Origin of the sequence: Streptococcus sp. 2021WUSS109, from assembly GCF_044427305.1 — a bacterium.
GTDB classification, from domain to species: Bacteria; Bacillota; Bacilli; order Lactobacillales; family Streptococcaceae; genus Streptococcus; species Streptococcus suis.
In genome coordinates this window covers 57,410-84,285 of the sequence record NZ_JAOTGF010000001.1, presented here as the reverse complement: position 1 = coordinate 84,285, position 26,876 = coordinate 57,410, and the positions used below count along the sequence as shown (strand labels likewise).

The window sequence follows — 26,876 nt, the reverse complement described above, 5'->3', positions numbered from 1 at the left end:
AAGGGGCCGTATGGACTTTAACTGGGAAGAATTTTTAGACCCCTATATTCAGACAGTTGGTGAATTGAAAATCAAACTGCGGGGGATTCGCAAGCAGTATCGCAAGGCTAATCGGCATTCTCCAATTGAGTTTGTCACAGGACGGGTAAAACCGATTGAATCCATTAAAGAAAAAATGGTCCTGCGACATATCAAATTGGAAAATCTTGCTCAAGATATGCAAGATATTGCCGGTCTTCGGATTATGGTTCAATTTGTGGACGACATTGAAGAAGTATTAGCTATTTTGCGGAAACGCAAGGATATGCAAATTGTGCATGAACGGGATTATATCAACAATATGAAAGCTTCTGGCTACCGTTCATATCATGTGGTGATTGAGTATCCTGTGGATACTATAAATGGCAACGAGACGGTTCTGGCAGAGATCCAGATTCGAACCCTTTCCATGAATTTCTGGGCTACAATTGAACATTCTCTGAATTATAAATATAAGGGGAATTTTCCAGAAGAAATCAAGAAACGCTTGGAAGTTACAGCAAAAATTGCCTATGAATTAGATGAGGAGATGCGAAAAATCCGCAACGACATTCAAGAAGCGCAGGCCTTATTTGATCCTGCCTATCGCAAACTGAATGACGGTGTGGGCAACAGTGATGATACAGATGAAGAATACAGGTAGAAAAAAAATCGCTCTGCTCGCTAGTCGAAATCCTAAGAGTGAAGCGGTGTCCAAAGAATTATGGACAAAGTTAAAAGAAGCAAATTTTATTTTGACTCCTAAAAATCCAGATATTGTCATTTCTATCGGTGGAGATGGGATGCTTTTATCTGCTTTTCACAAGTATGAAAAGTTGATTGATCGTGTACGTTTTGTAGGAATTCACACGGGTCATTTGGGGTTTTATACAGATTATCGCGATTTTGAAGTGGACAAGCTGATTGAAAATCTTAAGCTTGATACAGGTGCTAGAGTATCGTATCCGATTTTAAATGCTAAGGTCAAGATGACAGATGGCCGCATTGTCGAGGCGCGTGCCTTAAATGAAGCGACAATCAAGCGTTTATCTAAAACGATGGTGGCAGATATTATCATCAATAATGTTCCCTTTGAACGTTTTCGAGGTGACGGAATTTCTGTCTCGACCCCAACTGGTTCAACAGCTTACAACAAGTCTTTAGGTGGCGCGGTCTTGCATCCGACCATTGAAGCCTTGCAAATAGCAGAAGTGGCTAGTTTGAATAATCGCGTTTATCGCACACTAGGGTCTTCTATCGTTGTTCCCAAAAAAGACAAGATTGTTATTGAACCCAAGCACAGTGATCGCTATTCAATTGCTGTTGATAATAAGACCTATGTCTATGACAACATTGAAAAAATTGAGTACCAGATTGATCAGTATAAGATTCACTTTGTTGCTACCCCAAGCCATACTAGTTTTTGGAATCGTGTGAAGGATGCCTTTATTGGAGAGGTGGAGTAATGCGGTTTGAATTTATTGCGGACCAGCATACTAAAATTAAAACTTTTTTGAAAAAACACGGTGTTTCAAAAGGTTTGTTGGCCAAAATCAAGTACACAGGCGGCAATATTTGGGTCAATGATATCGAACGCAATGCAACTTACTTGCTAGATATTGGAGATAGGGTTACAATTGACATACCAGCTGAGGAGGATTTAACGGGAAGTTTGAAACCGATTTCTTATCCGCTGGATATCGTCTATGAAGACGACCATTTTCTGGCGATAAATAAGCCGGTTGGCTACGCCTCCATTCCTTCTGCCTTGCATTCATTTACAATTGCAAATTTTGTAAAAGGTTATCTTATTGAGCAGAATTATGAGAATAAGCAGGTTCATATTGTGACTCGTCTGGATAGGGATACATCAGGCGTCATGCTGTTTGCCAAGCACGGCTATGCCCACGCACGACTCGATAAGCAGTTACAGGCCAAGCTTATTCATAAACGTTATTATGCTTTGGTGAAGGGGAATGGGCAGCTAGAAGAGACAGGGGATATTATTGCCCCTATCGGTCGTCCAGAAGACAGCATCATCACCCGTTGTGTGACAAAGAATGGAAAATATGCTCATACTTCCTATCGTGTTGTGCAATCGTGGGGAGATATTCATTTAGTAGATATTCAACTACATACTGGGCGGACTCATCAGATTCGTGTTCATTTTTCTCACATTGGATTTCCATTGTTAGGAGATGATATGTATGGTGGAAGTTTAGAATGTGGGATAGAACGTCAAGCCTTGCATTGTCATAATTTGGCCTTCGACAATCCTTTTTCAGCCGAAAGGATTGATTTGGAAGCACCGCTTCCTGAGGATTTTCAGGCTGTCATCAATCAGTTAATAAGTAAATAAATTTAAGGAGTTTGTTCATGAAAATTTTTGAGCAATTAGCTACAAAGCTAGAGGGTAAAAAAGTACGTATCGTATTGCCAGAAGGTGAAGAACCACGTATCTTGCAGGCGACAAAACGTTTGGTAAATGAGTCGGATGTAGTACCCGTCTTGCTTGGAAACCCAGATCGTATTAAGATTTACCTTGACATTGAAGGGATTACAGAAGGTTTTGAAATTATTGACCCAGCTCATTATGATAGATATGATGAGATGGTAGCTGCTTTGGTAGAGCGCCGTAAAGGTAAGGTATCAGAAGAGCAGGCACATGAGTTGTTGAAAGATGTTAATTACTTTGGTGTTATGTTGGTATATATGGGCGTAGTAGAAGGTATGGTATCTGGTGCGATTCATTCAACTGCTTCAACAGTTCGTCCAGCTCTTCAAATCATTAAAACAGAACCAGGTGTATCGAAAACATCAGGTGCCTTCTTGATGGTAAAAGGTGAAGAGCGTTATATTTTTGGTGACTGTGCTATCAACATTGATCCAGATGCTCAAACCTTGGCAGAAATTGCTATCAACTCAGCACGTACTGCTAAAATGTTTGGTATTGATCCCAAAGTAGCGATGCTCAGCTATTCTACAAAAGGCTCTGGTGCTGGTCCTAAAGTAGATAAGGTTGTTGAAGCTACAAAAATTGCTCAAAAATTGCGTCCGGAGTTGGATTTGGACGGTGAATTGCAATTTGATGCTGCCTTTGTTCCTACCACAGGTAAATTAAAAGCCCCAGGTTCGAGTGTTGCTGGTCAAGCGACTGTATTTATCTTCCCAGGTATCTCAGCTGGTAATATTGGTTATAAAATTGCCGAACGTATGGGTGGATTTGCAGCGGTAGGTCCTGTTTTACAAGGTTTGAATCAGCCTGTAAACGATTTGTCTCGTGGTTGTAACCCTGATGATGTTTACAACTTGACCTTGATTACTGCGGTTCAGGCTTTGGAGCACCGTTAATATGAAATTTTTATCACGATATTTTAAGGACTATATTAAGGAATCCATATTAGGCCCAATTTTTAAACTATTGGAAGCTTGTTTTGAGCTTTTGGTACCATTAATTATCGCCTATATCGTTGATACAATTATTCCAAATGGCAGCCAGGGAAACCTGGTTGCTATGCTTTTTTTACTGGTTGGTCTAGCATGTATTGGAATTATTGTTTCACTAATAGCGCAATATTATTCAGCTAAAGCAGCGGTTGGGGTGACTAAAGAGCTGACGAATGACTTGTATCAGAAGGTTCTTTCCCTTCCCAAGTCTAGCCGAGATATTCTTTCCTCATCCAGCTTGCTGACACGATTGACTAGCGACACTTTACAAATTCAAACGGGTATTAATACTTTTCTTCGTTTGTTTTTACGTGCTCCAATTGTCGTATTTGGTTCGCTCATCATGGCATTCTATATTAGCCCAAGTTTATCTGCCTATTTTCTAGGAATGATTATCCTATTGATTTTTATAGTGACAGTCATTTCTGTTATGACCAGCCGTATTTATCAATCGATGCGAAAAGAATTAGATAGTTTGGTGGGGCAGGTCCGTGAGACAGTGACTGGTTGGCGAGTGATTCGTGCATTTGGACAAAGAGAGCGGGAAATTAAGGCTTTTCAAGGCATAAATCAGATTTATAAGAAGCAACAGTTGCAGGCTGGTTTTTGGTCTAGTCTTTTATCGCCATTGACATTTTTAGTGGTCAACGGCACCTTACTCATTCTCATCTGGCAAGGAAATATAGCCATTTCACACAATTTGTTGGAACAGGGGATGTTGGTCGCTCTTATCAACTACCTTCTTCAAATTTTAGTCGAATTGGTCAAGATGATTATGGTCGTGTCTACTCTCAACCAGACCTATATCTCAGCGCAACGTATTCAAGAGGTGTTTGACCAAACATCTGAGGATGTAGAGTCTAGTTTGCCAAGAGTGGTTAGTGAGGATAAGGAAATCATCTTTTCTGTGCGTCATCTTTCCTTTTCTTATCCGAAATCTGCTGAGGAGTCCCTGTCTGACATTGCTTTTGACTTACGTAAGGGACAGTTTATGGGAATTATCGGGGGAACTGGGTCAGGTAAGTCCACCCTAGTAGATTTATTGCAGGCACTCTATTCAGTGCCAACAAATCAGCTCTCTCTCTTCATTGATGGAAAAAGTCCTAAGAATTTAAAAGAGTGGCGGCAGCAAATTGCCATCGTTCCGCAACAGGCTCAGCTTTTTGCTGGAACTATTCGTTCTAATTTATCTTTAGGATTGGAAGAAATATCTGATAGTGACCTATGGTCTGCATTAGAAATTGCACAGGCTAAATCTTTCATAGAGGATAAAGGTGGTTTGGATAGCCCAGTCGAAGCCTTTGGGAAGAATTTTTCTGGTGGACAGCGTCAACGTCTGACCATTGCACGCGCTATTTTACAGAAAGCACCGATTTTAATCTTGGATGATGCGACCTCTGCTCTGGATTATTTGACGGAGAGTCGATTATTAGCTGCTATTCGCCAGGAATTACCAGGTCAGAACTTAATCATGGTGTCACAAAGAACCAATAGTTTACGGACAGCTGATCAGATTTTAGTCTTGGAACAAGGGCGTCAAGTTGGACTTGGTCGCCATGAGGACTTTCTGAGAAGCTCTGCTATTTATCAAGAAATTCACCAATCGCAACAACAAGGAGAGGAGGATAGCTATGAGACAATCTAGTTTTAAGGAACTGGTCAGATTGGTTCTACACCAGCCCCTTCGAATGTCCTTGATGTTGGTGGGAACTTTGGTGCAAGTCCTTCTGACAGTTTATCTGCCTATCTTGATTGGTCAGGCAGTTGATGCAGTATTGATAGCAAATGGTCAGGTCTTGCTCGGTATCTTAGGCAAAATGGTGATGGTTATCTTGCTTAATACACTGGTGCAATGGTACTTACCTTTGGTAACCAATCGCTTGGTTTATGGAATGGTGGCCGACTTGCGTGAACAGGTTTATGTTAAGCTGCACCAGATGCCCCTATCTTATCTTGATCGTCAATCAGTCGGTGACTTGGTGGCTCGTTTCTCAAGTGATAGTGAGCAATTAACAAATGGTCTCTTGATGATTTTCAATCAATTTTTCATTGGTATCTTGACCATTTTCCTAACCATTTTCACTATGGCTAGGCTTGACTTGATGATGATGTTGGTTGTTGTTGCCCTGACTCCAGTTTCTCTGCTTGTGGCACGCTATATCGCTAAGAAATCCTATGGTTATTATAGGCAACAGACTCAGGCACGTGGGAGGCAATCTCAGCTTTTGGAAGAGTCCATCAGTCAATTGACACTGGTTCAATCTTTCAATGCTCAAGAACAGTTTACGCAAGGTTTTCAAGTTGTGAATGACCAGTATGCGACCTATTCCCAACAGGCTGTCTTTGCCTCTTCAACGGTCAATCCAAGCACTCGCTTTATCAATGCTATTATTTATTCCTTACTTGCAGGACTTGGAGCGCTGAGAATTATGGCAGGAAATTTTACAGTGGGGTCTCTGACAACTTTTCTCAATTATGCTAGTCAGTACAGCAAGCCTTTTAATGATATTTCCTCGGTCCTATCGGAATTGCAGAGCGCCTTAGCTTGTGCAGACAGGCTGTTTGCTATCTTGGCTCTAGATAGCATTGACCATCAGGCTGAGCGGAAAATTGATTCAGAGGAGTTGAAGGGAGCTATTTCCTTTGATAATGTGTCTTTCTCCTATAGTCATGACCGTTCTCTGATTGAACATCTGGATATTGCTGTCGAAGCTGGACAAAAGGTAGCCATTGTTGGACCTACTGGTGCTGGTAAATCAACCATGATTAACCTTCTTATGCGTTTCTATGATGTGACGGCTGGTCAGATTGTCTTAGATGGTGTTTCGATTAGCCAGTACAGTCGTGAGGATCTCCGCAGACAGATTGGGATGGTTTTACAGGAGACATGGATCAAATCTGGTACCATTCATGATAATATTGCCTATGGTTATCCAAATGCCACGCGGGAATTGGTCATTGAGGCGGCTAAGGCAGCTAATGCAGATTTCTTTATTCGTCAGCTTCCACAGGGTTACGATACGGTTTTGGCAGATGGAGGAGAAGGCTTATCCCAGGGACAACGTCAGCTTTTGTCTATTGCGCGTGTCTTTGTCAAGATACCTAAAATCCTGATTTTAGATGAGGCGACTTCCTCTATTGATACACGGACAGAAATTTTAGTACAGGAAGCATTTGCCAAATTGATGGAAGGACGGACCAGTTTTATTATTGCTCATCGCCTATCAACCATTCAATCAGCTGACTTGATTTTGGTCATGGTGGATGGAAAAATTGTTGAACAAGGGAATCATGAAGCGTTGATGGCTGAACAAGGCGTTTATTATCAAATGCAAACAAGTCAGCAGACAGAGGAGGATGAAAGTGTTAGATAAATTAAACTTACAACCGATTACGGTTTTAGATGACTATCAAGCTACAATGCTCAATGAGAAAGAGGTGCTACTGACTACAAAGGTGACGGAAAAATCTCTCAATCCATACGGTATGGCACATGGAGGCTTTCTTTTCACATTGGCAGATTCAGTTGCAGGTCTGACAACGGTAGCAAGGGGTTCTTATTCTGTCACCCTACAGTCCAATATCCATTATATGAAGGCAGCTAAACTTGGTGATACCTTATCAGTAATAGGCTCTTGCACACATGATGGAAGTAGAACAAAGGTCGTCGAAGTTAAGATAGAAAATCAAGATAAACAGCTACTTGCTTCAGCAAGTTTTACCATGTTTGTAACAGGAAAAGTAGAATAAAACTCTTCGAACATCAAAAACAGACAGTCTTGGCTAGATTGAGAGAAACAAATTCGTTCGCTCTATTTCCGATCTCCCAAGTTTCCCCAAACCTTTGTAGAAATGAACTTCGTTCGCTCTATTTCCAATCTCCCAAGTTTCCCCAAACCTTTGTAGAAACGAACTTCATTCGCTCTATTTCCAATCTCCCAAGTTTCCCCAAACCTTTGTAGAAACGAACTTCGTTCGCTCTATTTCCAATCTCCCAAGTTTCCCCAAACCTTTGTAGAAACGAACTTCGTTCGCTCTATTTCCAAGCTCCAAAGTTTCCCCAAACCTTTGGAGCTAGTTTGATTTTGATTATAAACGATATAAGGGAGTTGGCAAAAGCTGGCTCCCTTTCTTTGTGTTATACTAGATGTATGTTAAATTTGAAAGAATATGGAATCGAAATGTGGCCGGAGGAAAAGATTCAAGCTTTTCGCAAGGTACTCTTAGACTGGTATGATGCTAATAAACGTGATTTGCCTTGGAGACGGACCAAGGATCCGTATGCTATATGGGTTTCTGAAATCATGCTTCAACAGACAAGAGTAGACACGGTCATTCCTTATTATGAACGTTTTCTCCATCACTTGCCTACGATTAGTGATTTAGCACAAGCACCAGAGGAGGTCATTCTCAAACTCTGGGAAGGATTGGGCTATTATTCGCGCGTGCGGAATATGCAAAAGGCAGCTCAGCAAATGGTAGAAGATTTTGATGGGCAATTTCCGACCACGCATGCAGCCATTTCAAGCCTAAAGGGCATTGGTCCTTATACTGCTGGAGCAATTTCCAGTATTGCTTTTAATTTGCCAGAACCAGCGGTAGATGGCAATGTGATGCGGGTTCTCAGCCGCTTGTTTGAGGTTGATTATGACATTGGTCTTCCTGCCAATCGCAAGATTTTCCAAGCGATGATGGAGCTATTGATTGATCCAGAGCGACCGGGCGATTTCAACCAAGCCCTGATGGATCTGGGGTCGGATATTGAATCGCCAGTTAATCCACGTCCCCAGGACAGCCCAGTCAAAGCCTTTAGCGCAGCCTACTTAAACGGTACAATGGATAAGTATCCAATCAAAGCACCAAAGAAAAAGCCGATTCCCGTGGCCTACCAGGGATTTCTCATCAGAAATAAAGACAATCAATTTTTATTGGAAAAAAATAATGAAGCAGGTCTTCTATCAGGTTTCTGGTCTTTTCCGCTTTTGGAAAAAGGAGCAATCGTTGAAAAACAAGTCTCTCTCTTTGAAGTTGCAGAAGAAGTTGTTCAGCCAGATATTCGGCAGAGCTTTACGGAACTTTATGGTCTGACTGTTGATTGGCAAGAGCAAGAATTTGGCATCGTCCAGCACATTTTTAGTCACCGCAAATGGCAGATAGAAATGGTGGAAGGTGTGGCAGAAACACTTAACCTTCCAGAATCAAAAGAATTGAAATGGGTTTCTGTAGAAGATTTTCCTACCTACCCATTTGCTAAGCCGCAACAAAAGATGTGGGAAAACTTTATCAAGGAAAAAGAAAAGCAAAAAAGTTGACTTTGGAGCACATAATTATTTGAAAGCGTTTTATAATAGTGGTATAATCTAATTGAAAAAAGGAAATAGTTAGTTAAGATGTTGAACGCCATCTGAATTGCTGAAAGGAGTTCTTTAGCGTTCGTAGAAGTGTATATACTATTAGCCATCTTTCTCTAATAAAAAGAGAGGGATGCTAGTAGGGGAAAAGTCCGTTATCCCTGTTTTATATCTATTTGTGATATCCATTGTCAAATGCATAGCATTAACTCATTATTTAGCCTTGCTACCCGGTTCAATCAGAAGTAGGCTAAGATTATTCGTGTCGTAACTACTATGTGTTCAAGATGTTGTAACTTTTGAACATAACCTTAGAAAATCACAAAAACCTCTAGCGATTTTCATCATAATAAGCAATCTCCACACTTTAGACAAATAGTAAGAGGACAATCAAAGACATAAGGGTAGCAGAATAATTATTTAATCATTAACTTGTTGTCAAATAACTATCTGGTAATGGACTTTTCCAATTTGACATATAAAAGGGAGGCTGTCATAGCCTCCCTTTACTGTGCTTTTCAGTTTGTTTTCAGTAAGAAAAAACGCCAGCTATACGAACAGACTTTCCAAAACTAGATGGATGAATGTAGCCAATATAACTAGTGATTAACTAGGCTTAGAAATCAATCTGGACTATAAATATCTACAACTTGACCAATAGGTCGAATATCGTCTTCTGGGCTAAAATAGATATCATCATAGTCAGAATTGAGTGATTGCAAATAGTCACCTTTGAACTTTTTAACAAAATTTTCCCCATTGACTGAAAAAATTCCAATCGTATTTAGAGGAATATGAGGAGTTAGGCGAATGAAGAGATAGTCTCCATCCTCGATATGCGGAGTCATAGAATCTCCCACAACCTGAGCGATTGTATCATAAGATTGGTTATCTGGAATCTCATCGTTATAGAATGATACAAGACTGTTCATGTCTGTATCCTGCCAGTAACCTGTACCGGCAGAAACCTTACCAGGAACAGGTAATTCGATTCGCTCCCGATAGTCATCCAAGTGAAGAATAGAAGCAGAAGGAGTAACTGAGGCAGTTTGCATAGCTGCTAACTGTTCTTGACCAAAAGTTAACCATTGTGCATGGAAATCACCTTTTAATTCATTGTCCAAGGTTTGAACCTCTGGATGAATAGGCTGTTGAAAGAGTTTAAACTGGGAAGGAGTAATCGTTAAAGCAATATCCTGATTAGAATCTAGTTGCTCGATTAGCTCACCAACCGATATAGCCATGCCCTTAGCGACTTTTTCTAGCGTATCCATCGTTGGCAGGAGAGCTTTTTTGGTTTTGGGATGCTGGTTCTTTTCCAACATAGAAATATAACCTTTTGTTAAACCAGATAATTCAGCGAATTTATCCATTGATAATTTATTCTTGCTTCGGTATTCTTTTAAAATATCACCTAAAATCATGGTTGTCTCCTTATTTGTTTAACTAATTATACCATTAAAAAATATTTTTTGCAAATTTTGTTTAACGTGTTTGACAAAAAATCAAAACGGTGTTATGATAATCTCACAAAAAGAAAAATAGGAGTCGCAAATGAAAAGGATGACAGAGATTTCTTGGAATGATATTTATAAAGAGTGGGAAACCTATGCTAATCATTTTGGTTTGACGACTCCGATAAATACTGAAAAATTGCGAGATCAGAAATCGAAGGATTTTGGAAAAGGAAGTCTGATTACGCTGGACTTATTAGCCGATTACGATACTGATTCTGAGAAGACCGCAGCTATTTGGGTAGCTTCGTTTTGTAGAGATTTAATACAAGATTACGCATATTTACTAAATGGTAGAGCCTATCTTACAGTCAATCAGATTTATTTTCAGGCACTCAAACAATTCCAGTCAGAAGCGGTAATATGGTCAAAACCTCTCACACGATTGCAACCGAAGTTATTTGTCTCTTATCGTTTGTTGGAAAATCTTGATTTGAGTCATTATTCTTGTGTAGTTGAGTTAGCAATGTTGCAGGCTAGTATGGTTCGGACACAGATATTAGAAAAGTAATTATAGTAGGAGAATGAAAATGTTTAATTTGTTGAATAAGAAAGCTGAAGTATCGAAAGTTGCAGAATATTGGAATGATACTTTGATAGAAAGGGGAATTTTGAGCGCTGATGAATTGCTTGAAGGAAAATGCTGGAGATGTAAAAGTTCTCATGGTGTAGCTGTGTGTCAGATTGTATCAAGTAAATGGAGCAAGGATACGAGCCTGGCTAATCAGATGGTCCTCTGTCTATCCTGTCAGCATGAAAAACCTAATGTAGCTGATACAGAAATTGTGTGGCAATGGTTAGAAGTTGAGAATAATGAACGTTACTGGACTCTACAAGGTATGGCAGAATATGAGAAAATGTATAAAAAATCAGTACTTCAAGAGTTATGGGATATGGGAATTAGAGATGGTGAAGAAGTCGAGACGCTTGTAAATAAAGTAACTAGCCTTTCTCGTAAGAATGGTATTGTTTTAAATAGAGCAACATTAGCAGGATTATTTCGCTGTGAAATTGAACAAATGCGTCGAAAGGCATTTCTAAATTGGACAGGAATTTTTAAGCTAGTCAGTTAACTGATGCAGCTGTAGGAAAACATCTCATGCTGATTGGAGTAACAGATAAATAAAAAGCGCATCAGCTTAGAATCTTAAAGGAAGAAGTCTAATGATGCGTTTATAGGATTATATTTCAGCTAATAAAAATTGGAGTAACTACTTTTGAATTATAGCTATTAAAATCAGGGAGGTTATTCGATGTTAGAAATAAACCGATTCTCCTTTCTAGAAAATCGGTAACCGCAATGTTGACAACGATAATAAGTCCGATCAGCTTCATAGAGCATTGCAAACATAGCTCCCTCTATGCCATTGATTGCATGACCAATCATACCGGCTTTACGAGAATATCTTTTTTGTGTTGGAATGTAAGTTTGTAGTTTTATTGACTTACATTTTGGACATTTGAGCGCTTGTTTAGTGTCCATATTATTAGGATGGCATCTGCGATAGATGCTATAAGAGATTATTAGTACTATGAGGATAATCGGACCGATATATTCTATTAAGGTATTCATAATCTCATTGTAAATCTTGTCCTTATTTTATTCAAGGAAAATGAATATTATTTTTTCTAAAACAACTGATCCTATGGCTATAGTTGTTAACTATACATATCTCTAATATTTAAGTATTAGTCAAGATGGTAAAAATGAGGTAGAATACAGAAAAAGACCAAAGGAGTACCTTTATGACTAGAGAATTTTCATTTGAAACCCTTCAACTCCATGCTGGACAAGAAGTTGATTCTGCTTCAAAATCACGTGCAGTACCCATCTATCAAACCACTTCCTATGTTTTTGAAGATGCTCAAGAAGCAGAAGATTTATTTGCCTTGCGTAAATCAGGGAATATCTATACTCGTATCACTAATCCGACGGTCTCTACTTTTGAAAATCGTGTAGCAGCTTTAGAAGGTGGTATTGGTGCCTTGGCCACTTCTTCAGGAATGGCAGCCATCACATACACTATTCTAGCATTAGCGCATGCTGGTGATCACATTGTGGCGGCAACGACACTCTATGGTGGGACTTTTAACCTATTCAAAGAAACCCTTCCTCGCTATGGTATTACAACAAGCTTTGTAGATATTGATGATTTTGAAGCAGTAGAAGCTGCGATTAAAGATAATACAAAACTGGTATTTATTGAAACCTTGGGAAATCCTGTTATCAATATTCCTGATCTTGAAAAATTAGCAGAAATTGCACACACCCACCACATCCCGCTTGTTTCAGATAATACCTTCGCAACTCCATATTTGATTAATGTATTTTCTCATGGTGTTGATATTGCCGTCCATTCAGCAACCAAGTTTATCGGTGGTCATGGTACGACCATTGGCGGTGTGATTGTCGATAGCGGCAAGTTTGACTGGGCGGCATCTGGTAAGTTTCCGCAATTTGTTGAAGAAGATCCAAGCTATCATAACATTAGTTATACTCGTGATATTGGTGCAGCTGCATTTATTGTAGCAGTTCGTGTACAATTACTTCGTGATACAGGGGCTGCCCTTTCTCCATTCAACGCCTTCTTGCTTTTGCAAGGGTTAGAAACCTTGTCTCTCCGTGTAGAGCGTCATGTATCTAATGCTGAAAAAATTGTTGACTTTTTACTTAGTCATCCTCAGGTAGAGTCGGTCAATTATCCATCACTTCCAGATAGTCCTTATAAGGCTTTGGCGGATAAGTACCTGCCTAAGGGAGTTGGCTCTATTTTCTCTTTCCAAGTAAAAGGCGGAGCAGAAGAAGTGCGTAAGATTATTGATAGTTTGGAAATCTTTTCCAATTTAGCAAACGTTGCCGATGCTAAATCACTAGTAGTTCATCCAGCTACAACCACGCATGCTCAGTTAGCTCCGGAAGATTTACTTGCTGCTGGGGTCACACCAAATCAAATCCGCCTATCTGTTGGTCTTGAAAATATCAATGATTTGATTGAAGATTTGCAACTTGCTCTTGATAAATTATAGGTTGTGAATCGAATAGCATGGCTTCATTCTTTATGAATAAATAAAAGGAAATTTGGCGTGTGTGCCATTTTCTTTTTTTATATCTGTCCAAGTTCTTCCAGTCCATTCTCGGTTAGTCGATAGATTCTTTGACAAACTTCTTTCAAAAAGCGTCTGTCGTGTGATACGCATACCAAACCACCTGGATAATCGGTAAATAGTTGACGAATATATGGCTGAGAAGTGGGAGAGAAGTTTCGACTGGGTTCATCTAATAAGAAAAAATTGGCTTGTTCAAGAACCATTTTTAACAAGAGTAACTTGGCTTTTTGTCCCCCCGAAAGTTCACAGATCTTGTGATGAACTTCTTGTCGTGTAAACTGCAGACTGGCTAGATGCGTTAAGATAAGTCGTTCCTGCTCACGATTGCCATTTTCTAATAAAAAATCAAGTGGAGTTTTAGACTCATCAAGGACTTCTGTATAGTGCTGGGGCATGTAGCCCAAGTTTATATCTGCTCGTTGCCTGAGTTTCTGATAGATGATCTTTAGAAAGCTGGATTTACCTATTCCATTTTGTCCAATGATGCCAATTTTCTCTTGTCCATTTAAGTTGAAATGGATATTTTGAACAAATTGTCGCCCTCCAATGTTCAATTGGAAGTTTTCTAAGTGAAGCACTTGTTTTCTAGCTGGTAGTGGTGAAATGTCTGAGAAGAAGAGGGAAATGGCATCTTCATGAAAAGGAACTTGTGTAAGATTTTCCTTCATTCTTTCATAGCGTTTTTCACGTGATAAGACATTCTTCATTTTCTTGGCTATGAGCCGTCCTAGTGTGGCATCATGGGTGTTGAGCAAGGTATGACGAACCTGTGATTTTTGACGTAGGTGCTTGTTCATGGCTTTGTCAAATTCTTTTTGGTCATTCCGAGCTTGCTGGACCTGCTTCTGATAGGCTTGTTGGCGTCTCAATGTGTAATCCTGGTAATCTAGTTCTTCAACCTTGGTCTGTGCAAGTGTTTTCTTCTTAACAGATCCCAGGTGAATGATTTTTGTAGCTGTTTTACTGAGGAAATCTTCATCGTGGGAAACAAATAGAATGGTTTTAGGGCTCGTGATGATATAGTTTTCAAGCCAAAGTAAGGTATCTAAATCCAAGTCATTGGACGGCTCATCCAGAAAAATAATATCAGATGGAGTTGCTAGAGATTTGATTAACTGAATTTTTAATTTTTCGCCACCTGACAGGCTTCCAATCAATTGTTGACTGGCAAATCGCTCGCTGTTAAACTGGAGCTGCTCAGCATAGAGGTAGAGTAGGCGATAGTCAATGTCACTGTCCATATCTCCGAAGAAGTAGTCGTTCAAGGTTAGCTCTGCCATTTCCAATGGAAGACTTTGGGGAATGTAGACTGGCGAGTGAAAATATCGATGAATGCTGCCTGATATGAGTAGGTAGTCGGCGACAAGAGTTGAATCCATCAAGGTGAGTAATAGACTGGATTTTCCATTTCCTTCTTCGCCGATGATGGCTATTTTATCGCCAGGGTTGACAATGAGGTTTAGATCATGAACCAGATTTCTCAAATCTTTTTGATGGTCGAGGATTAGGTGTTGAGTGGCTAGTAGCATAAGGCCTCCTTTACAAGAAAAAACACACTACCTATTTAGTAGTGTGTCGAAATCTGCTCAAAAAGACCCTATTCAAGGAATAGAGGGAACAGAAAAATGGACGCAAGAAAACTACTAAATAAGTATAGAACTTAAATTGAGTTTACTTGTTATTGTCCATTTCTCCTTACCTCGCAATGCTTTATTTGTTTCAGTATAGCATTTTGATAGAAGCTTGTCAATCAGTGTGCTATAATATTCATAGATTTCGATAGAGATATATGTTAAAATGAATGTAATGTAAATGAGAGAGGATCTGAAATGGCAATCACGGGAATTGAGCAAGCAGATATTTTAAAAATAGACAAACAGGTTCGTCTACGTCGGTATGATGGCCAGCATGATTTTGCTTTTGAATGGCACCAAGATTTAGAATTGGTTTGGCTGATTGATGGTGATCAAGAACGTTATAGTCTTGACTTGCTCAATCGTATGTATGATTATTTGTCTAAAAATGGCGAATGTTACTTTATTGAAATTTTTGAAGACGATCAGTTTGTCCCAATTGGTGATGTGACGCTGTTTGCAGATGATTTTGCCATTGCCATTGGAGATAGGCGGTATTGGAAAAAGGGAATCGGGACTAAGGTGTTACATCGAATGATCGAGCGTGCAAGGGATGTGGGTCTTGAGGAAATACTTGTCGAAGAAATTTATGACTGGAATACGGGCTCCCGTAAACTATTTGAGAAATGTGGCTTTGAAGCTGTTGAAAAGACAAAGAAAGGTTGGTCCTATAAGATGATATTGTAAATTAATTTGGAGATACCAAAAAAACCTTGACGCAAGTCAAGGCTTTTTGTATTTTTAGACGTTCAAAACCTTATCTAGGAAGTCTTTGAGACGTGGATGTTGTGGATTGTCGAAGATTTGCTCAGGTGTACCATCTTCAAGGAATTCTCCGCCATCAGTGAAGATAACGCGGTTAGCAACCTTGCGGGCAAAGCCCATCTCGTGTGTGACGATCAACATGGTCATACCTTGCTCAGCCAAGTCTTTCATAACGTTGAGTACATCGCCGACCATTTCAGGGTCAAGGGCAGAAGTTGGTTCGTCAAAGAGCATGATGTCTGGGTTCATAGCGAGGGCACGAGCGATGGCAACACGTTGCTTCTGACCACCTGAAAGGCTGTCTGGCATAGCGTCTCGTTTGTCTGCCAATCCAACTTTTTCCAATAATTCCATGCCGACTTTTTCAGCTTCAGACTTGTCCATCAATTTGTGTTCGATTGGCGCAAATGTGATATTGTCAAGTACAGACATATGAGGGAAGAGGTTGAAGTGTTGGAATACCATTCCGACATTTGAACGGAAGGCATCAACATCTGTCTTAGGATCGGTTAAGTCATATCCATCGACTGTTACTTGACCACTTGTAATGGTTTCAAGTAAGTTCATTGTACGAAGGAAGGTCGATTTACCTGAACCAGAAGGACCGATGATACAAACAACATCGCCTTCATAGAACTTAGCAGTAATACCTTTGAGGACCTCGTTTTTACCATAAGACTTGTGTAAGTCATGGACGTTGATTTTTAATTGAGCCATTATTTGCCTCCTTTTTCGAGTTTGCGTGCTAAGCGAGTCAAAAGTGTGATAACTACCAAGTAAATGATGGCAAGAATTGCATACATACGGAAGGATTGGTAGTTACGTGCAATAATGATTTTACCTGCTTGGAAGAGTTCGACCAAACCAATCGCAGAAATGATAGTGGTATCTTTCAGAGTAATAACAAACTGGTTGATAAAGTTAGGCAACATAATTTTACCAGCTTGAGGTAGGATAATCTTACGCATGGTTGTTCCGTAGGAAATACCTAAACTGCGAGATGCTTCCATCTGACCAGCTGGAACTGCCTGAATACCGCCACGAACAATCTCGGCAATATAGGCACCAGAGTTGAGGGATAGGGCAATGGTACCAGCGACAAAGTCATTGATTGGAGATTGTTGACCAGTAATTGATTCAATCAAGTTTGGAATTCCCCAGAAAATAAATGCAGCGACAATCATGAGCGGAATACCACGAACAACATCTACAAAAACAGATGAAGTAACACGGAGTGCTTTAACTGGGCTGACAGCAAACATACCGAAGATAATACCGATCACAATTGCAATAGCAAATGATAGAAGGGCAAGTCCAATTGTGATACCAAGACCTGAGAGCAATTGACCGTAGTTGTTTTTCAAAAGACCAACAATCGTTGTCTCATCAACAGTTGAAGTTGTTGTGCTTGCTTCTTCAGTTGAGTTGAAATACTTATTAAGGATTTCATCATACTTGCCTGATTCAACTAGGGCAGCTAAGCCGTTGTTAAACATTTCAATCAATTCTGGGTTGGCCCCTTTTTTAACAGCAAATCCGTACTCACCTGATTTTTCGCCAGGAATTGGTGTTGCAAAGTTGCGACCTTGTTGGATGGCATATAGAAGAACCGCTTCGTCATCCATAAGAGCATCAATAGAACCAGAGTTTAAACTGTCATACATACTTGAAGCTTCGTCGAAGGCTTTTAGGGTGTAACCATATTTTGCCTTGTTTTCTTCTAAGAAACTATATGAAGCAGTACCATTTTTAGCCCCAACAGTTTTCCCTTTTAAGTCCTCGTAAGAAGCGATGTCACTACCATTTTTAACAGCTAATAGGATGTTTGAAGTATAGTAGGCGTTTGAGAAGTCAAATATTTCCTTACGAGCATCTGTGATAGACATACCGGCAATAACTGCATCAGCTTGTCCAGCTTGAACAGCATTTAGTGCAGCGTCGAAACCAGGGTTTTGAATGGTAATAGTAAATCCTTGTTGTTCAGCGATTGCCTTGATTAATTCCATGTCAATCCCGACATAGTTACCTGATTCATCTTGGTATTCAAATGGAGCAAAAGAAGAATCTGCCACAATTGTGTAGCTTGATTTGACAGGTGTTGCTTTAGCTGATGCGTTTCCTGTTAAGCTTAAACGAGATGAGTAATCTGTACTTTCGGCAGAAGTGGTAGAAGCTCCTAACCATTTGTTCATGATTGTTTCGTAGGTGCCATCTTTCTTCATCTCAGCTAAAGCCTTGTTAAAGTCTTCAACAAGATATTCATATTGGCTACCTTTTTTTACAGAGAAACCAAATGAACCGATTGCTTCGCCTTCGATGTCAATGCTTAGGTCTTGACCTTGTTGGATAGCGTATTGAATAACCGCTTCGTCGTCCATGACTGCATCAACAGCACCAGCAGAAAGGCTATTATACATCAAATCGCCAGTATCAAAAGTTTTTACGTTGTATCCGTACTTGTCTTTGTTTTCATCTAGGAAGTTTTGGGCTGCGGTACCGTTTTTGACACCGACAGTCTTGCCTTTAAGGTCCTTATATGAAGAGATGGTATTTGCTTTTGTGGTAGCGATAACGATTTTGGTGTCGAAGTAAGGGTCTGAGAAAGTAAATACTTTCTTACGCGCTTCGGTGATAGTTGTACCTGCCATTAGGGCGTCCGCAGATCCAGCCTGTACAGCGTTTACAGCTGCATCAAATCCTGGGAAGCTTTGATTCATGGTCCAACCTGAGCGCTTGGCTACTTCGTTGATGATGTCAACATCTAATCCTTTATAAATTTGATCTGAGTCTTTAAACTCGAATGGGGCGTAAGCATTGTCAAATACGATATCAATAGTATCGTCAGCTTTAACGCCAGTAAAAATAAAGAATACTGGCAGAATGCTTGCCAATAACATGAGTAATTTTTTCTTCATTTCCATACTCCTTCTATTATAAAATAACTGTCCTAGTATATCATATTCTGAAAATTAATGCAAAATCGAGGTTTTTATAATGTTAGAATTTCTGACATACAAAGTCATTAAAATGTGAGAAAATTTAATATTTTGGACATAGTTGTGAATGGTTTAGAATATTTCTCCATTAGTCGAACTTATGATAAAATAGGAGTATGATCAATCGAAATACTGAAAACCAATTTAAACTTGTATCTAAATACTCACCGTCTGGTGACCAGCCCCAAGCCATTGAAACCTTGGTTGATAACATCGAGGGGGGCGAAAAAGCCCAGATTCTCATGGGGGCGACGGGTACTGGTAAGACATACACCATGAGCCAGGTCATTGCCCGTGTCAATAAGCCCACTCTGGTTATCGCCCACAACAAGACCCTAGCTGGTCAGCTCTACAGTGAGTTCAAGGAGTTCTTCCCAGAAAATGCGGTCGAATACTTCGTGTCTTACTATGATTACTACCAGCCAGAAGCCTATGTACCGTCTAGCGATACCTATATCGAGAAGGACAGTTCGGTCAATGATGAGATTGACAAACTCCGTCACTCAGCGACCTCAGCTCTTCTCGAACGGAATGATGTCATCGTCGTTGCCTCCGTTTCCTGTATCTACGGTTTGGGATCGCCAAAGGAATATTCAGATAGCGTGGTCAGCCTGCGCCCAGGTCAGGAGATTTCCCGTGACCAGTTGCTTAATTCTCTGGTCGATATTCAGTTTGAGCGCAACGACATCGACTTCCAACGGGGACGTTTCCGTGTGCGTGGCGATGTGGTGGAGATTTTCCCAGCTTCTCGTGATGAACACGCCTTCCGTGTGGAGTTTTTCGGGGATGAAATCGACCGCATTCGTGAGATTGAGAGCCTGACAGGTAAGGTTTGGGGCGATGTGGACCACTTGGCGATTTTCCCTGCCACCCACTTCGTGACCAACGATGACCACATGGAAACGGCTATTGCCAAGATTCAGGCGGAGCTGGAAGAGCAGCTCAAGGTCTTTGAGGCAGAAGGAAAACTTTTAGAAGCTCAGCGATTGAAACAACGAACCGACTACGACATCGAGATGCTTCGGGAAATGGGTTACACCAACGGAGTTGAGAACTATTCACGACACATGGACGGGCGAAGCGAGGGCGAGCCTCCATATACTCTGCTGGACTTTTTCCCTGAAGACTACCTGATTATGATTGACGAGAGCCACATGACCATGGGGCAGATTAAGGGCATGTACAATGGTGACCGCTCACGCAAGGAGATGTTGGTCAACTATGGTTTCCGCCTCCCGAGTGCACTGGATAACCGTCCGCTGCGCAGGGAAGAATTTGAGAGCCATGTCCACCAGATTGTCTATGTATCTGCGACGCCGGGTGACTATGAAATGGAGCAGACCGATACCGTTGTCGAGCAGATTATTCGGCCGACAGGGCTTTTGGATCCAGAAGTGGAAGTCCGTCCAACCATGGGCCAAATGGATGACCTCTTGGGCGAAATCAATGCCCGTGTTGAAAAAGGCGAGCGAACCTTTATCACCACCTTGACTAAGAAAATGGCAGAGGACTTGACCGACTATCTTAAAGAAATGGGCGTCAAGGTCAAGTATATGCACTCGGACATCAAGACCTTGGAGCGTACGGAGATTATCCGCGATTTGCGTCTGGGTGTCTTCGATGTTCTGATAGGGATTAACCTCCTGCGTGAAGGGATTGACGTGCCAGAAGTTAGTCTGGTTGCTATCTTAGACGCAGACAAGGAAGGCTTCCTCCGTAATGAGCGTGGACTTATACAGACAATTGGTCGGGCAGCTCGTAACTCTGAGGGTCATGTGATTATGTATGCGGACAAGGTCACCGAGTCCATGCGCAAGGCTATGGACGAAACAGCCCGCCGCCGTCAAATCCAGATGGCTTATAATGAAGAACATGGTATCATTCCACAGACTATTAAAAAGGAAATCCGTGACCTGATTAGCGTGACTAAGGCTGTCACTCAGGACAAGGAAGAAGTAGTGGACTTCAATGCTCTCAACAAAGACGAACGCAAGGCTATGATCAAGAAACTGGAAGGTCAAATGCAGGAAGCCGCAGAAGTGCTTGACTTTGAACTGGCAGCCCAGATTCGTGATATGGTCATCGAGTTGAAGAATATGTAGTAAGAGTTGCTAAGTTCAGTGATTTAAGTAGGATGAAATTACAAGAGGCGGCAGGTAGAAATTGACCTGCCACCTTTTATAATACTTAAAATTTTTACTTGGGGACTTAGGGACAAAAAATTTGTCCCTGTCCCTATAAAAGGTTATAATGGTTTCTATACTATTTAGGGAATAGGGGGAGTTTTTATGAAAAATATTTTTGGTGAAAAACGACAGCGGTTCGGTTTTCGGAAACTGTCAATTGGACTTGTCTCGGCAGCTGTAGCAAGTTTGTTTTTTGCATCGTCGGTCGCAGCAGCACCGTCAGCTAGTGCTCAGTCTATCAATTATTCCTATGTGACAGAGCAAGAATTGACAGATGCAGAAAAGGAGTTGATTGTTCGTGACTTGCCTGGCTTAGCTCAGGAAACGGATGCAAATTATTACCTGATCTATCGTCCAGCTACTGGCACAGCATCTACTTCATCGACAAGCACGTCTCAAGTTTTGCCAAATACTGGCTCTGTAGAAACCGGACTATTGGTGGCGGGTGGAGTGTCTCTTCTGTTATTGGCTGTTAGATTTGGTAAAAAAGGTAAGAAGGAGTTGGCGGGTGTCATCCTTTTGACAGCTACGGGAGCAAGCTTCTTCGGTCCAACTAGCTCCGCATTGACGAGTCAAATTTTGGCTCAATATAACCATGCTATCGAAATATCTGCCGGACAAGCGTTACCGGCCCCAGCTGAGATTGATGGCTACGTTTATGTAGGATATTTGAAGGATAGCAAAGCTATTGAACAAACTACTTCAGAAGGAATCCGTACAGAAACCATTGTCAACAAGACAGAGGCCATTCCGTTTGAAATTCAAACCGTAGAAAATCCCCAATTATCTGCGGGGACAGAGCGAGTGGTACAGGAAGGACAGGATGGGGAGCGTACTGTAACGATTAAACAAGTCCATTCAAAAGGTCAAATTATTTCGGAAGAAGAGATTTCCTCGACTGTTACAAAAACTGCTGTTCCAAAGATTGTTGAAGTTGGTACAAAACAAGCAACCGATGATATTGTTACAGAAGTACCAGATACAGAACCAAGTTATGAAAACTCGACGAATTCTTTAACAGAAGAAACAGTTACTCATACCGAAGTCTTTGCCTTTGATGTGCAAGAAATCTATGATGTAAACTTGGCAGAAGGTAGTCGTGAAGTTGAACAGAAGGGACAAGATGGTGTTCGGACAATCGAGACTAAGAATTATTATGCCGATGGTGTACTAATTAAATCCGAACAAGTTTCAGATGTAGTGACAAAAGAACCAGTAACAGAAGTTGTAAGAGTAGGCACGAAAACAACAGATGTTATTGGATCTGAAACCGTTGTAACAACAGAAGAGCTTCCGTTTGAAACGACAGTCACAGAAACAGAAGAACTTTATGTTGGAGAAGAAAAATTCATTACTGAAGGTAAGGTTGGTTCTAAGGAAGTTACCACTACTTATCAGACAATCAACGGAGTCCGTCAAGCAAACCCAACAGTGACTGAGAAAGTCCTTGAAGAGCCTACAACGAAAGAGGTTCTCAAAGGAACAAAACCGATAGAGGGTACGGAAACCGAGACTAATCAAGTTGAAATTGCCTTTGAAACAGAGTATGTTGATGACCCGACATTGTTAGAAGGTAAGACCAAAGTTGTAACGGCGGGTGTAAATGGCTCTAAGAAAGTTACAACAACTTACCAGACTATCAAGGGCGTTCGTCAGGAAAATCCTACTGTAACAGAAGAAATCACCAAACAACCTGTTAAGCAAGTCATTGCGCGTGGTACAAAGGTTGAAAAAGTACCACAAGTGATTATCACAGACTTGGTTGAAAATGATGATGCCAAGTCAGCAACAATCAGCTACAAGTTGACAGACGAAACCGCTAACTTCCAACGAGCTGTTGCTCTCCTCTATGACAATACAGGTGCCTTGGTTCAAGAACAGGCCATTACAGATCCAAATGGTCAGTTGACACTTGAAAATCTTGATTTCTACACAGATTACACTGTTAAGACTAAGATTTTCTACACAATGGCAGAGCAGGAACAAAGTTCGGAACAAGAAGCTATTCTTGAAAGCATGCGCAAATTTGATTTGGTCTACAAGAAGATTGAAATCAAGGATATTGATGCGGTGACTGTTTACCGTCGCAAAAATGGTAGCTACATCGGTCAAGAATTCTTGGAAGAACTGCCAACATCCACCGATGAATTGTTTATCAAAGTGACTTCAGACCGCTTCAAGGAAGTATACCTACCTGTGTCAAGCGTTGAAGAAACAACCTTGAATGGCAAGGCAGTCTTCAAACTAGTTTCATCCTTTGACCAGTTGGTAGAGGCTAAGAATAGCCAATACGTTGCAAATCGTGAGTTTTACATTCCGAAGATGGCGACGGATGCCAATACCTATACATCCTTCAAAGCTTTGATTGATGCTATAAAGGCAAATCCAAGTGGTACCTTCAAACTAGGAGCGCATTTGGACGCAAGTGAAGTTCCTGTTGGTGACATTCCTTCTTATGTGAATGGATTTAGCGGTGCCTTGGATGGATTAAATGACGGCTATGCCTTCTCTATCAGCAACTTGAAAGCACCATTGTTCTTTAACTTGAGTGGTAAAGTTCAAAACTTGGATATTAAAAATGCAAGCTTGAATACAACCTCTAAGAACCCACTTGCGACAATTGCTATCAATGCCAATGGAGCAACCATTACAAACGTAGCAGTAGAAGCTAGCCTTAAAGGTCCGCAAAACGTATCAGGGCTGGTTCATTCTGCAACAAACTCTACTATCAAGGATGTATCCTTCAAGGGAAGTATTGAAGTAACTGGAGCCGATGCAAGCCTAACTGGTGGTATCTTGGGTAATGGTACGATGGCAAGTGTTGGAAATGCCAAGGTTGATGCGACCATAACCCTCCTAGGTACAGCAAATCAAGTAGCTGGTGGTATTGTCGGTCGTACCATGCTTGTCTATGATGTACCAGGAAGTGTCTATAATGCATACGCAACTGGTTCCATTGTAACGATGGGAACTGGAGCGATTATCGGCGGAATTGCTGGTGCCAACCAAGTAACAGGTACCTATGCTCCACATAGCGGCAATATCAACAATGTTATCAGCGATATGACTGGTGCGAAAAGCATTATCGGTCAACCAGCAAATCCAACCGGTAAGATTAAGGACGGTTTCACTACAACATCTGATAGCTTGAGTAATGTTACTGTTATCACCGATGAAGAAGCGCAAGCAAAAGTGGAAGCTATGGCTATTCGAGCGACAATCAACGATTCTGTACCGCTCAACTTAAACAACTATTCAGTAGACTACTTGACCTTGGATAAGGCACAGGCTGACCATGAAATTGCCTACTACAACATGGAGAAAATCTTGCCATTCTACAACAAGGAACTTCTTGTCTATTATGGAAACAAGATTGCGACAGACGATAAGCTCAACAAGGTTCGTTTGCTGGATGTTGTACCGATGAAGGACAATGTTGTAGTTGCTGATGTCTACGCTGAGAAGACCAATATCAATAAGATTATGCTTCACTATGCTGATAGCACTGTGGACTACAAGACAGTTTCTTATCTAGAAGACTTCAAGAATAATCATGTGGTTGAGTACACTATTTCAGGTACGGACTTGATTTACACGCCAGAATCATTCTTGAATGACAGAAGTGCCCTTGTCAATGACTTGGTAAGCAGCCTATCTACGGTTGTCCTCGACTCGGATGCTATGAAGGCGGTTATCAATTATCCAACGACTTTGAATGCGGATACTCAGACTGGCACAGCTAAAGACTTCTACTTTGGTGAAAGCTTTGAACAAGTGAAAGCTAACCTAGAGAGCAACGTTCGTAAGATTTTGGTTGCTAGTCTAAATGGTCAAGGTCAGGCTTCTGAAGACTACATCAAAGAGAAAATCACCAATAACAAAGAAGCCTTTGTGCTCGGTTTGACTTACTTGAACCGTTGGTATGACATCAACTTTGGAGAGATGAATACCAAAGATTTGACCATCTTTGAACCTGACTTCTTCGGAAATGATGCAGCATCTGCCCTTGATATGATTCTTGCAATTGGTAATGGTGGCTATGATGTTCTTCGTGCGCACAATAACGTGACCACTTTTGCATCCATCATTGGTAAACAAAATAATCAGACCAAGCTTTTCGATATGCTGGAAGACTATCGTCAGCTCTTCTTACCAGAAATGACCAACAACGAATGGTTCAAACAAACGACTAAAGCCTATGTGGTTGAAGGTAAGTCCTTGATTCCAGAAGTAGCTGCTAAGCAGGAAACGACAGATACTTACAGCAAGTACAATGTCGGTGCCTACAGCAAGATTGTGAATGATACGGTGTCTAACCCAACTTGGAAGTACAACCACATGCTCTTGCCACTCTTGACCCTGCCACAAGAAAATATCTTTATCATCACCAACATGAACACCATCGCGATTGGTTCATATGAGCACTATGTAGATGATTATTCAACAGTGGAAAATCGTGATAAGGTTCGTCAGATGGTTGATTTGGCGGCAGAACGTCAGCGTGATAATGCAGACTTCTGGTATAAGATGATGGACGAAGCCAACCGTGACAAGCTCTTCAGATATGTCCTCAATAACGAAGGTTACGTCATGTACGGTAAAGATGGCATGAAGTCTTATCGCAACTTGACAGCCGATGTTGATGCTATCCAAGATTTCTACGGTCCTATCAACAAGTGGTACCGTGAGCATCCGTCTATTAAGACTGCCTTTGCGGATGGAAGTGAGACCTACTATATCACTTACGATATGCTGACAGATTATGGCACAGCCCTTTATACCCACGAAATGGTCCACAACCAAGATGGCGATATTTATCTGAAAGGCTATGGTCGCCGTATTGGTCAAGGTATGGAAGTTTACGCTCAAGGTCTTCTGCAAAATGTCTTCAATGTCACTGAGATGAACCTTGGATTCAACGCAGTCTATAATAGCGATGATGCCAACCGTGTTCATGTCGGAGATCCAGTTGCACGTTTCAATAGCGAAGCTGATTTCAATGAGTATTACCATAATCAGTTCGATGTGCTTTACTTACTGGATTACCTAGAAGGTACAAACATTTTGGATCAATCGGATGCAGCGAAGAAAGCATGGTTGCGTAAGATTGAAAACTACTATGTCCAGAATAATGGTGTTGATACCCATGCTGGAAACTCTGCGCGTGCATTGACAGATGACGAAGTTGCAAGCTTGAAGTCCTTCAATGATTTGATTGATCAGAGTATTATCGTTCAGCGCCAATATGTCAACAATCCAACTAACACAAGCAAGAAATGGGATAGAAATAGCTATGTCAGCGTTCCAATGTTTGCAGCTAACTTCTCAGCCCTTTCAAACTCAAACGGTTCTCCAGGTGATATCATGTTCCGCCGTATGGCCTTTGAATTGATTGCAGCTAAAGGCTACACAGATGGCTTCGTACCGTATGCTTCTGGCCAGTTGTCTGACCTAGCTATGGAGAAAGGCTCAATCATCTATGATACTTGGAACAAGAAGAATACTGGTTTGATTACAGACAATCTTGTCTTAGACTATGTCTTCCAAGGTCAATATACTTCATGGGCTGATTTCAAGAAAGCCATGTTTACTGAGCGTTTGGAAAAAGCAGTAGCAGGCAAACTCAAGCCGTTTACCATGCAGTATGAACTAGGTGTTGCAAATTCTACCAAGGAAGTAACCATCACAAGCTTTGAACAGTTGCAAAACTTGATGAAAGAAGCCATGGAGGCAGACATCCAAGCAAATAGTTTAAACTTGAACAACAGTCGTGTTCATGCACTCAAAGTGAAAGTTTATCAAGCCCTGATGAACTCTACAAATGATTTCAGAACATCGATTTTTAATTAAATAATCA

At 40.9% G+C, this 26,876-nt stretch carries 19 protein-coding genes; 14 read left to right on the top strand and 5 right to left on the bottom strand.

Features of this window, described 5'->3' with window-relative positions:
* Positions 1-10 precede the first annotated feature (10 nt).
* From ODU37_RS00375 to mutY, 8 genes are all read left to right on the top strand, one after another.
* Complete coding sequence (locus tag ODU37_RS00375) at positions 11-682, top strand: GTP pyrophosphokinase family protein (protein ID WP_024385279.1); 672 nt, start codon at positions 11-13, stop codon at positions 680-682.
* Positions 666-1,484, top strand: coding sequence for an NAD kinase (locus tag ODU37_RS00370; protein ID WP_029172301.1), 819 nt, complete (start codon positions 666-668; stop codon positions 1,482-1,484). The genes ODU37_RS00375 and ODU37_RS00370 overlap by 17 nt, the downstream gene beginning before the upstream one ends.
* The gene (locus ODU37_RS00365; RefSeq protein ID WP_044758731.1) at positions 1,484-2,377 is read left to right on the top strand and encodes an RluA family pseudouridine synthase; all 894 of its coding nucleotides are present in this window, start codon (positions 1,484-1,486) and stop codon (positions 2,375-2,377) included. Before ODU37_RS00370 ends, ODU37_RS00365 begins: the two co-directional genes overlap by 1 nt.
* A gap of 17 nt (positions 2,378-2,394) precedes the next feature.
* Complete coding sequence (pta, locus tag ODU37_RS00360; protein WP_002935239.1) at positions 2,395-3,369, top strand: phosphate acetyltransferase; 975 nt, start codon at positions 2,395-2,397, stop codon at positions 3,367-3,369.
* A 1-nt stretch (position 3,370) separates the two neighbouring features.
* Positions 3,371-5,110 (top strand): ABC transporter ATP-binding protein, encoded by a 1,740-nt coding sequence (locus ODU37_RS00355; protein ID WP_249562108.1) that lies wholly within the window; start codon positions 3,371-3,373, stop codon positions 5,108-5,110.
* Positions 5,097-6,839 carry an ABC transporter ATP-binding protein gene (locus ODU37_RS00350; RefSeq protein WP_249562107.1) on the top strand — a complete coding sequence of 581 codons (1,743 nt, stop codon included), beginning with the start codon at positions 5,097-5,099 and terminating at the stop codon, positions 6,837-6,839. Before ODU37_RS00355 ends, ODU37_RS00350 begins: the two co-directional genes overlap by 14 nt.
* Positions 6,823-7,215: a PaaI family thioesterase gene (locus ODU37_RS00345; RefSeq protein ID WP_029681487.1), complete on the top strand. Its 393-nt coding sequence runs from the start codon at positions 6,823-6,825 to the stop codon at positions 7,213-7,215. The genes ODU37_RS00350 and ODU37_RS00345 overlap by 17 nt, the downstream gene beginning before the upstream one ends.
* A gap of 401 nt (positions 7,216-7,616) precedes the next feature.
* Positions 7,617-8,777, top strand: a complete 1,161-nt coding sequence (gene mutY / locus ODU37_RS00340; RefSeq protein WP_249562106.1) for an A/G-specific adenine glycosylase — start codon at positions 7,617-7,619, stop codon at positions 8,775-8,777.
* A gap of 662 nt (positions 8,778-9,439) precedes the next feature.
* Here mutY and ODU37_RS00335 read toward each other — a convergent pair.
* Complete coding sequence (locus ODU37_RS00335; RefSeq protein ID WP_044676110.1) at positions 9,440-10,240, bottom strand: XRE family transcriptional regulator; 801 nt, start codon at positions 10,238-10,240, stop codon at positions 9,440-9,442.
* A 130-nt stretch (positions 10,241-10,370) separates the two neighbouring features.
* Here ODU37_RS00335 and ODU37_RS00330 point away from each other — a divergent pair, with 130 nt between their 5' ends.
* Entirely contained in the window at positions 10,371-10,841 is a 471-nt protein-coding gene (locus tag ODU37_RS00330) for a hypothetical protein (protein ID WP_024385761.1), read from the top strand.
* Positions 10,842-10,860: 19 nt separating this feature from the next.
* Positions 10,861-11,403 carry a hypothetical protein gene (locus tag ODU37_RS00325; RefSeq protein WP_074389902.1) on the top strand — a complete coding sequence of 181 codons (543 nt, stop codon included), beginning with the start codon at positions 10,861-10,863 and terminating at the stop codon, positions 11,401-11,403.
* Positions 11,404-11,576: 173 nt separating this feature from the next.
* On the opposite strand, the gene ODU37_RS00320 is transcribed toward ODU37_RS00325, so the two are convergent.
* Positions 11,577-11,717, bottom strand: a complete 141-nt coding sequence (locus ODU37_RS00320; protein ID WP_014635984.1) for a hypothetical protein — start codon at positions 11,715-11,717, stop codon at positions 11,577-11,579.
* Positions 11,718-12,076: 359 nt separating this feature from the next.
* Between ODU37_RS00320 and ODU37_RS00315 the strand changes: the two genes are divergently transcribed.
* Positions 12,077-13,357 carry an O-acetylhomoserine aminocarboxypropyltransferase/cysteine synthase family protein gene (locus tag ODU37_RS00315; protein ID WP_249562105.1) on the top strand — a complete coding sequence of 427 codons (1,281 nt, stop codon included), beginning with the start codon at positions 12,077-12,079 and terminating at the stop codon, positions 13,355-13,357.
* Between the two features lie 77 nt (positions 13,358-13,434).
* On the opposite strand, the gene ODU37_RS00310 is transcribed toward ODU37_RS00315, so the two are convergent.
* Positions 13,435-14,967 (bottom strand): ATP-binding cassette domain-containing protein, encoded by a 1,533-nt coding sequence (locus ODU37_RS00310; RefSeq protein ID WP_249562104.1) that lies wholly within the window; start codon positions 14,965-14,967, stop codon positions 13,435-13,437.
* A gap of 300 nt (positions 14,968-15,267) precedes the next feature.
* On the opposite strand from ODU37_RS00310, the gene ODU37_RS00305 reads away from it, so the two are divergent.
* On the top strand, positions 15,268-15,759 hold the full coding sequence (locus ODU37_RS00305) for a GNAT family N-acetyltransferase (protein ID WP_044755111.1): 492 nt from the start codon (positions 15,268-15,270) through the stop codon (positions 15,757-15,759).
* Between the two features lie 54 nt (positions 15,760-15,813).
* Here ODU37_RS00305 and ODU37_RS00300 read toward each other — a convergent pair whose 3' ends face one another.
* The gene (locus ODU37_RS00300; protein WP_024390062.1) at positions 15,814-16,554 is read right to left on the bottom strand and encodes an amino acid ABC transporter ATP-binding protein; all 741 of its coding nucleotides are present in this window, start codon (positions 16,552-16,554) and stop codon (positions 15,814-15,816) included.
* Entirely contained in the window at positions 16,554-18,752 is a 2,199-nt protein-coding gene (locus ODU37_RS00295) for an ABC transporter substrate-binding protein/permease (RefSeq protein WP_105243180.1), read from the bottom strand. Before ODU37_RS00295 ends, ODU37_RS00300 begins: the two co-directional genes overlap by 1 nt.
* Positions 18,753-18,949: 197 nt before the next feature.
* Here ODU37_RS00295 and uvrB point away from each other — a divergent pair, with 197 nt between their 5' ends.
* Complete coding sequence (uvrB, locus tag ODU37_RS00290) at positions 18,950-20,935, top strand: excinuclease ABC subunit UvrB (RefSeq protein WP_249562103.1); 1,986 nt, start codon at positions 18,950-18,952, stop codon at positions 20,933-20,935.
* Between the two features lie 186 nt (positions 20,936-21,121).
* A complete protein-coding gene (locus tag ODU37_RS00285; protein WP_249562102.1) occupies positions 21,122-26,869 on the top strand; it encodes a ZmpA/ZmpB/ZmpC family metallo-endopeptidase in 5,748 nt (1,915 codons plus the stop codon).
* Positions 26,870-26,876 lie beyond the last annotated feature (7 nt).

Excerpts from the sequence above, each read along its gene's own strand:
- ODU37_RS00350 (WP_249562107.1), top strand. The coding sequence starts at position 5,097 with ATGAGACAATCTAGTTTTAAGGAACTGGTCAGATTGGTTCTACACCAG.
- ODU37_RS00300 (WP_024390062.1), bottom strand. The coding sequence starts at position 16,554 with ATGGCTCAATTAAAAATCAACGTCCATGACTTACACAAGTCTTATGGT.
- pta (WP_002935239.1), top strand. The coding sequence starts at position 2,395 with ATGAAAATTTTTGAGCAATTAGCTACAAAGCTAGAGGGTAAAAAAGTA.
- ODU37_RS00370 (WP_029172301.1), top strand. The coding sequence starts at position 666 with ATGAAGAATACAGGTAGAAAAAAAATCGCTCTGCTCGCTAGTCGAAAT.
- ODU37_RS00320 (WP_014635984.1), bottom strand. The coding sequence starts at position 11,717 with ATGATTGGTCATGCAATCAATGGCATAGAGGGAGCTATGTTTGCAATG.
- ODU37_RS00355 (WP_249562108.1), top strand. The coding sequence starts at position 3,371 with ATGAAATTTTTATCACGATATTTTAAGGACTATATTAAGGAATCCATA.
- ODU37_RS00330 (WP_024385761.1), top strand. The coding sequence starts at position 10,371 with ATGAAAAGGATGACAGAGATTTCTTGGAATGATATTTATAAAGAGTGG.
- ODU37_RS00285 (WP_249562102.1), top strand. The coding sequence starts at position 21,122 with ATGAAAAATATTTTTGGTGAAAAACGACAGCGGTTCGGTTTTCGGAAA.
- ODU37_RS00295 (WP_105243180.1), bottom strand. The coding sequence starts at position 18,752 with ATGAAGAAAAAATTACTCATGTTATTGGCAAGCATTCTGCCAGTATTC.
- ODU37_RS00325 (WP_074389902.1), top strand. The coding sequence starts at position 10,861 with ATGTTTAATTTGTTGAATAAGAAAGCTGAAGTATCGAAAGTTGCAGAA.
- ODU37_RS00375 (WP_024385279.1), top strand. The coding sequence starts at position 11 with ATGGACTTTAACTGGGAAGAATTTTTAGACCCCTATATTCAGACAGTT.
- ODU37_RS00335 (WP_044676110.1), bottom strand. The coding sequence starts at position 10,240 with ATGATTTTAGGTGATATTTTAAAAGAATACCGAAGCAAGAATAAATTA.
- ODU37_RS00315 (WP_249562105.1), top strand. The coding sequence starts at position 12,077 with ATGACTAGAGAATTTTCATTTGAAACCCTTCAACTCCATGCTGGACAA.
- ODU37_RS00365 (WP_044758731.1), top strand. The coding sequence starts at position 1,484 with ATGCGGTTTGAATTTATTGCGGACCAGCATACTAAAATTAAAACTTTT.
- mutY (WP_249562106.1), top strand. The coding sequence starts at position 7,617 with ATGTTAAATTTGAAAGAATATGGAATCGAAATGTGGCCGGAGGAAAAG.
- ODU37_RS00345 (WP_029681487.1), top strand. The coding sequence starts at position 6,823 with ATGAAAGTGTTAGATAAATTAAACTTACAACCGATTACGGTTTTAGAT.
- uvrB (WP_249562103.1), top strand. The coding sequence starts at position 18,950 with ATGATCAATCGAAATACTGAAAACCAATTTAAACTTGTATCTAAATAC.
- ODU37_RS00305 (WP_044755111.1), top strand. The coding sequence starts at position 15,268 with ATGGCAATCACGGGAATTGAGCAAGCAGATATTTTAAAAATAGACAAA.
- ODU37_RS00310 (WP_249562104.1), bottom strand. The coding sequence starts at position 14,967 with ATGCTACTAGCCACTCAACACCTAATCCTCGACCATCAAAAAGATTTG.